Below are 12,749 nucleotides of genomic sequence, written 5' to 3'. Positions count from 1 at the left end.
TTAGAGTTCCATTCAACTCGACAAACAGGCATTCAGAGGTTGTAACTTAACCTGTTGGTGGAGTTGATTTTTGTAAATAGAGAACAAAAAGATATTATGAAGTGATCAAAGTGATTGATCAAACAAACTCACCCAACACGCACAACATCAAACAAATTTTAACAAGTTATTTAAGATCATAAAAGATATTGTTAGTTATCAGATAAGTGAGAAAGTCAATTATACAAGATATGGAATTGCGCCAAAGTTCTCCCGTGTAGAAGTACTATCATTCAGCCTTACTTCCGAGTGTTTCTGTATTTACATTGAAAACCATTTGTTTTCAAAATTGCATGTAAAATTATTATCAAATCCGATTGCAATCGGATTTGATAATATGATAAGCTGAAGGCAATATAATGACTGAAGAAAACTATTGTTTGGAAAAGTAGAGTAGGTGCGAAAGATAGTATCAGAGAAACTTAACATACAGATCCATATTTTTACAATAGATTCTATACCACTTGAAGTTTGTAAAATATCGAGGTAGCGAAGAAGCAAAATGGGCAAAGAATCAATTTAAAAAACGACTTGTAGTTGTATTGCGATGCTATGATTATCTGCTGTTTTCCATGCTTTCGAATAATCGGAATACAAATAATTAATCTGTGCTCTGCAATTTTCATAAAAAATATAATTGAGCCCTGTTTTGTAATCTGTTGCTTCACTATTTTTAGAAATATTATTACTATAATGGTCAACACCGTTTACGATATGCCATTTTTCGTTGAGACTCCATTGCATCATACCGTAAATACCTTTTTTATTAATATTCCCATCTTTCCCTCTAATATATTCTGCTCTTGCATAGATTTTTTTTGACGTATATTCCCCATTCAAAACCCAGCGGTTTCTTATATGTAATGTTTGGTCTTGTTCGCCTCCATCTTTATAAACGGCTTCACCAAAATATAACCCGCCTCCCAGGCGCAAATTTTTTATTGGTAGAATAAAAATATTTCCCGTGAAGTCTTTGTTACTTCTATCGATACTGGTATTTATTCCGGATCCTTGAAATAATCCTACTCCGTATTCAACCAAATCATACTCTTTTTTGCTAAATAATTTTCCTGAAATTTTCAGCCCCATATCTCTTCCGAAGTTATTTTGTCCATTTTGAAGAGAGATTACATCTGCCCCCATTCCTATAAGGGATACAACAGAACGCGTGTTGTAAATAAATTCAAGATTGGAGGGGGAGCGCTGGTTTTCGATCGAAATCGGTATTTTTTGTTGTCCAAATTGAATACTCACTTTTTTGTTGGGTGACCAACCAAAATAATAATCGATCAATTTTGCAGATTTTATATCAGCCATTGCAAAATAATGGAAATTTTTATGCAATTGTCCTTTTACATGTATAAATAACCCTCGAACAGTTGCATCTGATTTACTACTATTCAGGTTATCAAAACTTAATGTTGAAAAAGCAGATACTCCAACTTGCATATTGTACTTATTTAAGATTCCTCTTTTAGATATTGGAATATATTTTATTTCATTTTCAATAATGCTGTCATTCATCCTTTGGACTTCCATTAATGAATCGACTTCAGCTTTGGTCAAAATATTTTTTTTCATAAGCATTTTTAAAACAGTGGAATTTTCTTTTTCCTGAGCACACACAAATAGCGGAAAAACAAACAATAATACAACATAAATAAATCTAGAAAAACTCATCATTATACAAAAAATTAATGAGCACCAAATTAACTGTAGCATTCGGGAACCTGGTTGCAAATAAAAAACAGCCATATTTACATATGGCTGTTTTTTTAAAATGAGGTTTTATTCTGAGTTACTTACTTTTTGAAAAACCTCGAACATTCGTTACACATTCCCTTCATTACAAAATTGATACTTTGCAATAAGAAACTATCTGGCAGCTGAATAGGAGGAATAGCAATACTTTCAAGACAAAAAGTATTCTTACAGCGGTTACAGTTGAAATGTACATGTAGGTCACCTACATTACACATACATGTATCACTACAAATTGAATATTTCATGGAGCCGGAACCGTCATCAATCGTATGAATGAGTAAGTTGTCATGAAAAAGGGTCAATGTCCTAAAAATAGTAGATTTATTTACCGTTTCTAATTCCGTTTCCAGATCAGTCAGGCTAAATGCTCTTTTAAATTCAGACATTATCTGAAAAATTAATAATCTAACCGCTGTTGGTTTTATGCTTCTTTTTTGCAATCTCTCTTCTAAACTTTTCATCTTGCTTGTACGGTTTAAATCACCAAATAAATCAAATGTAAAAGTATAGAAGTCGATTTTATTCCATCTTGTAATATTCTTTGATAGATTTACGAGATTTACTGGTTACTGTCTTATAAATAGTGAATGTAGCCTATTTCGGGCAAATATTTACAGTCATCACAATTATCGTATTCCAAAGTTGTTTTTTCAGGTTGCTCAAAATTGGCCTGTAAAAAAGCATTTGAAAACAAAGCATAGGGCGGATATTCTGCAATATGGTTTTTAAGCATTTTATGTGCTTCTACTACAGGTGCACCATAAAGCTTTTCAAATTTTCCGATTTTGTACTGGGTAAATTCACCGTAATGGACTATTGTCTTTAAAGAAAGAGGTATTTCTATTGCTAACTGTTGAGATAAGCGCTGTAATTCCTTTTGAAAATTACCGTAGATAAGCTCTATCTGCATTAAACTCTCTTCAAACGTCGGTAAGTTTTGGTACTTATAGAAAAGTATTGCATCGCCTTCAATTTCAGAAATTTCAAAACACAGAATATTACTATCCATTATTACTTTCAGGAGATTTTCTGTTATATATTTTCCAACAAACATATTCGACTTGACAACAAAATCTGTAAAGCCTGAAATATCCGGTATCATCAATACACCTTTTGGGTTATCAGTATGCTGTTCTTGTATCATTTTATCATAATTTCAATTTTAAAAATGTAGAGGCATATTGAGCCTCTACATTATATTGTTAATGACTACTGTTTTATTTGTCCGATGGCTTTGTGATAAACAGCTTCAGCAATTTTGTATCTTACTTTTGCATCAAGCATACTGCTATACGCACGCTGCCAAAGTGTTTCTGCTATTAATACATCTTCTCCAGTGATAGTTCCTGCTTGAAAACGATCATTACTTAATTTTAGATTTTCATCAGCTTCAATTAGTGAAGCCTGCATTAAATCTATATTGTTTGCCTGCAGTTGAAGGTTAAGTGTTGCTTGTTCTATCTCCACATTAATCTGGCTTTGAAGTTCTCTCAATCCATATTCTGCCGAACGTATGTTAGCTTCCTGTTGCTTTACTTTCTCTCGCTTACTTCCCCAATCGAATACGGGAATCTTTACGCTTAACATTCCGAAATAAGTAAGCATACTGTTTTTGGTTGGATCTCCAAAATTAATACCTTCTTTTCCAAAGGCAGCCATTCCGTTAAGTGATAAGCCAACTGTCGGTTTTAGATCGGCTCTGAGCATATTCTTTGTAAGTTCACTCATTTTTATGGCACTTGTGGCTAAGTCTACTTCAGGACGATTTACTTGTACGCTTTGTAACATCTCATAGTTTCTAAATTCATCATCACTCAATGAACCAACTACATCAATATCCGTTTGTTCTTCTATTCCAGTTAACTGGATTAATCTTTTTTTGGCTAATATTAGTTTGTTCTCAGCCGCCTGTAATCGAGCTTCATTTTCATTTTGAAGTACTTTTGCCCGAAGCACATCATTTTTATAAATAATACCTGCCTGGAATTGATTATTTAAAAAAGTATAATGGGAAGCTAACTGTCTTTTAACTTGTTTCTCCATTTTTATTTCTTCTTTAGCCTGTACTACAATCCAATAGGCAGTTTCGGTAGCTAACAACACATCGTCTTCGACCAATCTCTGCTGAGCATTGCTCATCTCTATATTGGTTTCCGCCATTTGTTTACCGTACTTAATCTTTCCTCCTGTATAAATAGGCTGAGTAACACTTACCATTGGGGCGAAACCGTACTCAGGAAGCATTGTATTTAAAGGCTCACCAAAGTAAAATGCAGTTGCAGAAGCATCTATTTTGGGTTTTGCCGTTACGTCTGCTATTTGTTTCTCTGATCTGGAAGCAGTTACGTCTTCTCTGGCTTTACCAATCCTGTGATTGTTTTTCAATGCAAGCTCTTTACTTTCTGCAAGGCTCAATTGCTGTTGGGCAAACAGGTTATCTGTTCCCTGTAAAACAGCAAGAGCAAATACAAAAGCTTTTACGAATATTTTATATTTTCTTTGTAACATGATTTATTTTTTTGTCAATTAACTTTCGTGATGAAAATCATATTTCTCGTGTATACCTTTATTCAAGGATTTCTTTGACGGTTTTACGAATCTGCTATACAATACCGGAACTATAAATAAGGTAGTAACCATAGAGACTAAAATACCTATTGATATTGTACTCGAGATCGGCCCCCATTCGGGAGAACCACTCGACATTAGCGGGATCAATCCAATAGCTGCTGCCATAGAAGTAAGAAAAATGGGTCTCATTCTTCGCTTAGCCGCTAATAGAGCTGCCTCTTTAATCGTATGTCCATGATCACGCACCAATTCATCAGCGTAGTCTACAAGGATAATTCCGTTTCGAACTACAATACCCAATAAGGCTGTAATACCGATAATTGCCATAAAACCAAATTCATAACCTGTAAGAAATAATCCCAGCATCGCTCCAAGTAAACTCAATGGGAATGATGCCAGTACGATGAACACTTTGCCCACTCGTTTGAATTGGAATAGCAGAACTAAGAATATCAACACGAAACTTATCATAAAAGCTTTTCCCATTTTAGGACCGCTTTCCAGACCATCTTCATACTCTCCTCCATAGGCAATTTTAACTCCTTTTGGTAGTTCTAAGCTATCGATTTTCGGTTGTGCCTCGGCGAACACTTCAGCAGGTTTTCTACCCAATTGTGCTTCAGAAGAAACAGTTAATGTTCGCAATCCGTTACGGTGTACAATAGCTCCCGTATGCCATGAAGGTTGTAAATCCACTACTTGTTTTAAAGGTACTTTAGCTCCAAATGATGAGGTGATGTACATATTTCCCAAAGCATCCAGATCTTGCCTGTCAGCTTCGTCCGTACGCAATAGTATATCTATGGCTTTGTTACCTTCCCACATTTGTGATATAGGAAAACCTTTTATTTTAGCACCTAAAGCCTGTGCAATCTGTGCTTTGGTAACACCTAATCGCAACGCGATATCTTCTTTTACCACAGCCTTAAGGCCTACATAATCATCCTGATAATCTGTACGTACCCAATTTGCTCCTTTTGTGTTTTCTAGTATTGTCGCTACTTCTTTGGCTACTTTTTTCTGTTGCGTAATATCTTTACCAATCACACGGATCTCAATCGGAGCAGGCTGTTGTTTTTTACTTAACTGTCTAACGCGGACATATCCATTTGGCAGGAAATTATTGAATTTTTGAACATATTCATCTATCATTTCATTTGTAGCATCATTACTTTCTGTATTGATAAATATTTGCGCAAAATTTTCTCGCGGGTTTTCCGGTGAATATGTTGAATAAAATCGTGGTGAACTTGTACCAATAAAACTTGCTGTGGTAACAATACGCTTGTCTCCTGCGATTTCCTTTTCAATCTTTTTAACCGCTGCTTCTGTTTCGTGAATATTTGTACCGTTGTCCATCCACAATTCAAGATTAAATTGATTTCTTTCCACAATTGGGAAAAACTCGGTTTTCACTTGGCTTCCTACCACAAATGAAAGGAAGAAAATCGCCAGACCTGCAAACAAAGTCGTTTTCTGATATTTCATACAGAACTCTATAGCTCTGTCAAAACCATCCTGCATTCTATCTAAGAAATTCCGTTTTTTAGGTTTTTGTGCATCATGGTTTTTCAATCCTTTTTTAAGGAAATGATAACACATATATGGTGTAAGAAACAACGCGACTAAGAATGAAACTGCCAAGGCTATACTAACCGTAATTGGTATCCATTGTACGAACTCTCGTGTCATTCCTGTTAGTGTAAATGCTAATGGTAAGAATGATAGAACAATAGTAAGTGTCGCAGTGAATATCGGAACCATAAGCTGTGTTGCACTTTGCCAGGCAGCAGTCCATGATGGTACTTTTTCATCTACTTTCTCTATATAGTTGTCTACGACAATTATGGCATCATCGACGACCATTCCAAGTACAATAATCAATGCAGCTAAACTAACCTGGTGCATTTCTACACCTATCATATTCAGAATGGCAAATGTTGCCAAAATGGTTACAGGTGCCGCAATAGCAGAAATAGTAGCTACTCTAAACGGAAGCAAAATCATTACCACCAGAATAACGGCTCCAATGGCAATTGCAAACTCAATAAAGAAATGCCCTAAGTTCATATCTACTACAGCAGGCTGATCTACAATGGTATTGACCTGTACATCTGCAGGTAAAACTTCTTTTACTTCTGTTACTTTTTGGGTCAATGCTTTACCTAAGTCAACAATATTCTGACCAGGTTGCATCTCTACAGTAAGCATCATTACATCATTACCAGCTACAGTAATTTTACTTTTTAGGTCTTCATATCTTCGTTCTATTTTGGCAATATCTTGCAAACGGATATTACCACCTTGAGGAGAACTATATACAATCAGATTGCCGATTTCATTTTCATTTTGGTACTGAGCATCTGTAAAAATCAATAAGCGATTTTTGTCAATTTCAATATCTCCACTTGGGATCGTAACATTCTGCTGGCTCAATGTGGAAGCAATTTCATTGATGCCAAAACCATATTGTTTTAATACATCTTCACGAAGTGTGACATATATCTGTTGCTTCTGACCTCCGTAACGTTTTATTTTTGAAACTTGAGGAATCGTTTTAATACCGTCTTCCAATTCATCCAGATAATTTTCCAATTCGGCATATGTACGTCCTGGTGCAGACACAGCAATCATCTGAACCACCACGTCACCAAAATCACTGTTCACATACGGCCCTTGTACGCCTCGCGGAAGTATCAAAGGCATATTGGCATCTAAACCGTGCTGTAAAGTATTCCAGAATTTTTTAGTATCCTTGACATAGTCCTGTAATTCAACTGTGATTACAACCTGTCCAGGTTTACTTTCTGAATGTGTTTTTTCCTTCTTTATTTCTTCAAAACCGAACAGATATTGTTCCAGTTTATCCGTTACTTCTTTCTCCATCTGTTCTTCGTCACTTCCTGGATAAAAAGCAACGACAAGCCCTTGTCTAACTGTTATACGCGGGTCTTCACTCCTTGGCATTGTCAATAATGAAATCAAACCTGCAAGCACCATGATAACGGTAATCGCTATCGGTACCTGTGGATATTTCATTGCCGCCTCAACGAGGTTTATCTTTTTTTTCATAAATTATTCTGTTTTTGAAGCAGTTGTATTTACTGAAGCTGTTTCGGTTTTTACTTTTTGTCCGTCCTTTACATTATTTTGCCCGGCAAGGATAATAGTTTGATTTTCATCAAGTCCGTTGGTTATTATAACCTCATCGCCTGCAATTTTACCAACAGTAACCCTTGTCAGTTTTGCATTGCTATTTTTGTCTATCACATACACGTGAGGGATTTTATCAACATTGTTTATGATAGCTGTAAGTGGTACACGCACTTGTTTAACTTTAGCCGGAATACCTGCAAATATTTCGCTAATCATCCCAGGCATTAAAACACCTTTTGAATTGTCAAGACGTACTTTTAAAGTATATGCTTTGGAAATTTCATCAGCCACAGGATTGATAATTGTAATTTTACCGGTGAAATTTTGTTGCAGTGTAGGTATGTTTACTTCTACCTGCATACCTTGTTTGAAGTTTCCTATTTCGCTTTCAGGTACTGAGAATTGAGCGTATACAAGATCTGTTTTAACAATTGTAAAAGCCGGTACTCCTGGTGCTGCCATACCTCCGATTTCAGCTGATTTAACTGTAATTATTCCATTAGTAGGCGACATTAAACGGCTGTCGGCAATACGCTTTTTATTAATTTTTTTATTTGCCTGTGCCTGTGCAACTTTAGTTTTGATATCGATGTAATCTTTTTCAGGAAAACTTCCTTTTTTATACAATTCATCAAACCTTCTGAATGCATCCTCGCTCTGTTCTAATGTAGCATTGGCTATTTGCAAGGCCGCTTCATATTCTGTAGCATCTATACTTGCTAAAAACTGTCCTTTACTAACTTTTTGACCTTCATTGACACTCACATTATTGATTGTTCCGGGAACAGCGAAGCTCACGGTGGTCATATTATCTGGAACGATGGAACCTGAATAAACAACAGATTCTTCTGTTTCTGAACTTTGGATCGTACCTACTGTTACAACCGGAGGCTCATCTTTTAATTGTTTTTCTTCTTTTTGTTTACAACTCTGTATCAAACCTATCCCTATTAGGAAAAGGAATAGTAAACCTATTTTACCTGTTTTCATCTTTACATTTATTTTGTTACGTTTATTTTAACTTTAGATTTCAGGGACAAAGGTCGGTTTACAACATACAAACAGCTATACGAAATGACCGCTAAAAGTTGTGAAATTTACTTTTCATAAGGTGTAATAATTGACATAAAACGAAGAGCTACTGAATGATCAGTAGCTCTTCACAGTTACATTTAACTTAAATAACAGGACGTGAATAATTCAGTCTTTTGATTTAAAGAATCAAAGTTTGATTATCCCTATCCTTTAGCTGTTTAAAATAGCTTGATGTAAAGCCTGTATGCTTTTTCAATTGATTGGAAAGGTATGCCTGACTACTATAACCTAATACATTAGCAATCTCGGTCAAAGACATTTCTGTATTCATCAAAAGTTCTTTTACTTTTTCAATCTTACAGTGAATAATGTACTTTTCAAGTGTTATTCCTTCTTCTGAAGAAAACAATGCACTCAGTGTATCGTAATTCTTGTTTAACTTATTACTTATAAGAGCTGTAAATTTTGTAGGTATTCCACTTTCCAATTGCATATTAATACCATTATCAACCAACTCTTTAATATTGTTTATTGCTTTTTGGTTTTTATTATACATTAATTCAAAGCCATTACTTTTCAGCATCGCTTCGATTGCTCCCAGTTTTTGCGAAAAAGCTACTGTATCTTTTATTATCGCTTCTCCTAGTTTTACATCCACTACTTCAAAACCCAAAATAGTTAACTCTTTTTCAAGAACATACATACATCTATTGCACACCATTCCTTTTATTAACAGTGTCATAAGCTCTATATTATATTTAAAAAACAAAATTCAGCATTTACTAAAAATAAGACTTTATGATATTTCGGTTTTCTTTTGTGATATTTTAAGAAAGTATATTCAACAACATTAAATATCATAAACTAATCAAGGAAAAGTATATATCCAGTACCATTAATCATAACGAATTTTGTAATAGACAATATCCATTAAAATGAATAGTAAAGAAATAAACGAACATCCAGTTTTAGATATATTGAAAGATTATAACGCAGGTAAAACCGGTCTGGAACTTTTTGAGAAATATGGTATATATGGTACAAATATTTTTGAATTGAAATCAAAATATAAGGATTTAAGATCCGATATCCTTTTAGAATTGGTAAATTTAAACGAAGAAAATAGCCGATTAAAAATAATGTATGCTGACTTGTCCGTACAACACCGAAAATTAAAAGATTTGTTGCAGGAGGATTTCTAAAAGTACAGCGATAGGATAATAGTAACTTAATAATATTATGATATGACAAATGTAATGTACAAATATGCCACAGTGTTGGTAGCGATTGAAAATCTTCGCAAGGAAGGTTACGATGTAGATTTTAATCTTGAAGACAACTGCTTAATTTGTGGCAACAATAAATATACTATTGATGACTTTGAAATTGAGCAAGTCTACCGATATGAGGGAGATAGCAACCCCAGTGATGAATCTACTGTTTATGGAATAGCCTCAAAAGATGGCTTAAAGGGAATTTTGGTCACTGCTTACGGTGCTTATACAGATGGAATGAGTGCTGCGATGCTTAGGAAATTATCCCTTAAAAATGAGTAGAAATTGTATTTTCAATTTGATTTAAGGACCTAATAGAAAGTTATTAGAAAAAATTATGTTCTTGTTTAATAAACAATACTATTAACATAACTTTTTGATAAATGAGAAGATAAAAAAGCCAGGTTAAATTGTTGTAACCTGGCTTTTGAATATTAATATAGGGATACATTATTTGATTGTTGTTCCACCATCTACTGGTAAATTTACTCCTGTAATGTATTTTGCTTCCTCTGATGCCAAGAATAATGCAGCATTCGAAATATCTTCAGCCATTCCCAATTTTTTCATCGGAATAATTCCTAAAAAATAGGCTTGATAGTCTGGACTATTCAAAAATGCCTCGCTCATAGGTGTTAAGATATAGCCCGGATTAATGGCATTTACTCTAATTCCAAAAGGTCCGAAATCCACGGCGGCTGCTCTGGTAATTGCTGAAACCCCACCTTTGGAAGCCGTATAAACTCCGGGACCTGACATTCCGGTTAAAGCGGCAATAGACGAAATGTTCACGATACTCCCGCCTCTTTCTTTCAGGTGTGGTAGTGCGGCCTGCATTCCCAGCATCACGCTGTTTATGTTGATGTCATATGCTTTTTTCCAGGTGTCTTCGGTTTGATCTTCAAAAGGAACTGCCACTGAAATCCCAGCATTATTGATTAAAATATCCAGTTTTCCAAAAACGCTGATTGTTTCTGGAAGTACTTTTTCAAACCAGTCTTCCCGTTTTGATACGTTATGTACTAGAGCAATGGCATCACCACCATCTGATTTGATTTTTTGTACAATAGTTTCTAATTTATCTTTTTGAATATCGGTCGCTACTACTTTTGCTCCTTCTTTGGCAAAAGAATAAGCCATAGCTTCCCCCATTCCGGAAGCTGCCCCAGTTATTATTGCTACCTTATTATTTAGTCTCATATATCTTATTATTTTTTTGCTGCGTGATGTGCTATAATATAACCAAATACCAATCCCTGCCCGATGGTTCCGCCAGCTCCGGGATATTTATTTCCAAAAATATTTGAGGCATTATTTCCCAAAGCGTACAAGCCCTGGAAAGCGGCCTGATTGGTTTTCAATACTTGTCCATGTTCGTTTGTCATCATTCCACCGCATGTTCCCAAGTCTGATAAAACGATTTTTACCGCATATAATTTTCCAGAAAGCGGTCGAAGACAATTATTAGGCATTTGTGTTGGATCTCCATAATAACGGTCGTAAGCGCTGTTGCCTTTTCCAAAATCGGTATCTTTTCCTGTAGCTGCAATGGTGTTGAACCTGCCAAATGTTTCCGTAAACGCTTCGACAGGTAATCCCACTTTTTGAGCCAGTTCAGATGCATTTTCAGCCGTAAAAGCAATTTTTGCATCAAACCACTCTTGTGGAATTTTCATTCCCGGAAAAAGTGTGCCGGCAAGCAGATAACTATTTCTGTAGTTCTGATCAAAAATCAACCACATATCTTTTATAGGCGTTCCATACTTTTCCTGTTCTAAAACGATTTGTCCAAAACTCATATAATCCACCGCTTCGTTTATAAACCTTTTTCCCGTATAGTTTACCAAAAATGATCCCGGAAGCGAACGCTCTGCCAATAATACTTGTGGTTCGCCTTCTTCTGTTAATGGAGCTATAGCAGGAAACCACCATGTTGAAGTCATATTGGTAATTTCTGCTCCAATCTTTTCTCCTAACAGAATGGTATCACCTGTATTGCCTTCGCTACCTAAACTTACATTTTTTAAAGAGGGAGATTGGTATTGGTGGCGCATTAGCATATTATGATCAAATCCGCCTCCTGCCAAAACCACACCTTTCGTCGCATTTATCTGAACCAATTTTCCGTTTTGAACCGCTTTTATTCCAGTTACTTTATCACCATCAAACAATAATTCTGTAATTGAAGTATTGGTCCAAACCGGTACACCTGACCGAAGCAAACCAGCAAACATCCCTGAAGCCAGTGCCTGACCACCACCAACTAATCGTTTTCCAATCAACAATCCGCCAATTCCCTGAATTCCTCTTTTCAGCATAATCGGTATAGACTTAAATGGTGTTTTTGTCATTAAGTTGAGCCATTTGTAATCGTAACCTGTCACTGGAACTGGTACAGGTGCCTCAAGTTGACCGGGGCGAAACCTTGCTGTGTCTTTTCCTAATAAGTTCATATTGAAAGGACGACATTCGCAGGTTCTTCCTAAGACTTTACCACCTACAACTTCTGGAAAATAATCTGAATATCCTTTTGCCCAAAAGAATTTCATAGGCGTGGTTCTCTCCAACATTTCTACTGCTGCTGAACCATTTTGCAAGAAGTTTTCCCAACGGGATTTAGGAGCATTATCTCCAACTAAATTCGTTAAATATGTTTCTCCATCTTTCAATGTATCATCGGAACCATCTTGTTTCAAAACAGGATTTGCCGGTATCCAAAATGCACCACCGGAGCGTGCAGTAGAGCCACCAACCAAAGCTGTTTTTTCGATAACTAATACTTTTAATCCTAATTCATGGGCTGCTAGTGCAGCTGCCATACCGGTTCCCGAACCTACAACTACCAAATCTACGGTAATATCTGTGGCTGTTGGCCCCGGGATTATTTCTTTCTTGCTCATATTCAGTCTT

Annotated in this window: 11 protein-coding genes; 2 read left to right on the top strand and 9 right to left on the bottom strand. The window is 35.7% G+C overall.

Annotated elements, in window-relative coordinates:
• Positions 1-558 precede the first annotated feature (558 nt).
• The 7 genes from ACMHJW_RS01065 to ACMHJW_RS01035 all read right to left on the bottom strand — a co-directional run bounded on the left by ACMHJW_RS01065 (position 559) and on the right by ACMHJW_RS01035 (position 9,307).
• On the bottom strand, positions 559-1,620 hold the full coding sequence (locus tag ACMHJW_RS01065; RefSeq protein ID WP_413531606.1) for a porin: 1,062 nt from the start codon (positions 1,618-1,620) through the stop codon (positions 559-561).
• A 221-nt stretch (positions 1,621-1,841) separates the two neighbouring features.
• Positions 1,842-2,264, bottom strand: a complete 423-nt coding sequence (locus ACMHJW_RS01060; protein ID WP_219242885.1) for a Fur family transcriptional regulator — start codon at positions 2,262-2,264, stop codon at positions 1,842-1,844.
• Positions 2,265-2,377: 113 nt separating this feature from the next.
• Positions 2,378-2,947 carry a DUF2652 domain-containing protein gene (locus tag ACMHJW_RS01055; RefSeq protein ID WP_249601187.1) on the bottom strand — a complete coding sequence of 190 codons (570 nt, stop codon included), beginning with the start codon at positions 2,945-2,947 and terminating at the stop codon, positions 2,378-2,380.
• A 65-nt stretch (positions 2,948-3,012) separates the two neighbouring features.
• Positions 3,013-4,311 carry a TolC family protein gene (locus ACMHJW_RS01050; RefSeq protein ID WP_413531605.1) on the bottom strand — a complete coding sequence of 433 codons (1,299 nt, stop codon included), beginning with the start codon at positions 4,309-4,311 and terminating at the stop codon, positions 3,013-3,015.
• An 18-nt stretch (positions 4,312-4,329) separates the two neighbouring features.
• Positions 4,330-7,446 (bottom strand): efflux RND transporter permease subunit, encoded by a 3,117-nt coding sequence (locus tag ACMHJW_RS01045; protein WP_413531604.1) that lies wholly within the window; start codon positions 7,444-7,446, stop codon positions 4,330-4,332.
• Positions 7,447-7,449: 3 nt separating this feature from the next.
• Positions 7,450-8,520 carry an efflux RND transporter periplasmic adaptor subunit gene (locus tag ACMHJW_RS01040; RefSeq protein WP_177766395.1) on the bottom strand — a complete coding sequence of 357 codons (1,071 nt, stop codon included), beginning with the start codon at positions 8,518-8,520 and terminating at the stop codon, positions 7,450-7,452.
• Between the two features lie 223 nt (positions 8,521-8,743).
• Positions 8,744-9,307 (bottom strand): helix-turn-helix domain-containing protein, encoded by a 564-nt coding sequence (locus ACMHJW_RS01035; RefSeq protein ID WP_038330931.1) that lies wholly within the window; start codon positions 9,305-9,307, stop codon positions 8,744-8,746.
• Positions 9,308-9,500: 193 nt separating this feature from the next.
• Here ACMHJW_RS01035 and ACMHJW_RS01030 point away from each other — a divergent pair, with 193 nt between their 5' ends.
• Together ACMHJW_RS01030 and ACMHJW_RS01025 are read left to right on the top strand one after the other, a co-directional pair.
• Entirely contained in the window at positions 9,501-9,767 is a 267-nt protein-coding gene (locus ACMHJW_RS01030) for a hypothetical protein (protein ID WP_038330929.1), read from the top strand.
• Between the two features lie 42 nt (positions 9,768-9,809).
• Complete coding sequence (locus tag ACMHJW_RS01025) at positions 9,810-10,121, top strand: hypothetical protein (protein WP_052217456.1); 312 nt, start codon at positions 9,810-9,812, stop codon at positions 10,119-10,121.
• Positions 10,122-10,289: 168 nt separating this feature from the next.
• Here ACMHJW_RS01025 and ACMHJW_RS01020 read toward each other — a convergent pair whose 3' ends face one another.
• On the bottom strand, positions 10,290-11,039 hold the full coding sequence (locus ACMHJW_RS01020; RefSeq protein WP_143884068.1) for an SDR family NAD(P)-dependent oxidoreductase: 750 nt from the start codon (positions 11,037-11,039) through the stop codon (positions 10,290-10,292).
• 8 nt (positions 11,040-11,047) lie between these two features.
• The gene (locus tag ACMHJW_RS01015) at positions 11,048-12,739 is read right to left on the bottom strand and encodes a 3-ketosteroid-delta-1-dehydrogenase (RefSeq protein ID WP_413531603.1); all 1,692 of its coding nucleotides are present in this window, start codon (positions 12,737-12,739) and stop codon (positions 11,048-11,050) included.
• Between the last annotated feature and the right edge of the window lie 10 nt (positions 12,740-12,749).

The organism is Empedobacter brevis, from assembly GCF_965118635.1.
Lineage (GTDB): Bacteria > Bacteroidota > Bacteroidia > Flavobacteriales > Weeksellaceae > Empedobacter > Empedobacter brevis_A.
This window is presented reverse-complemented; position numbering and strand designations above follow the sequence as displayed.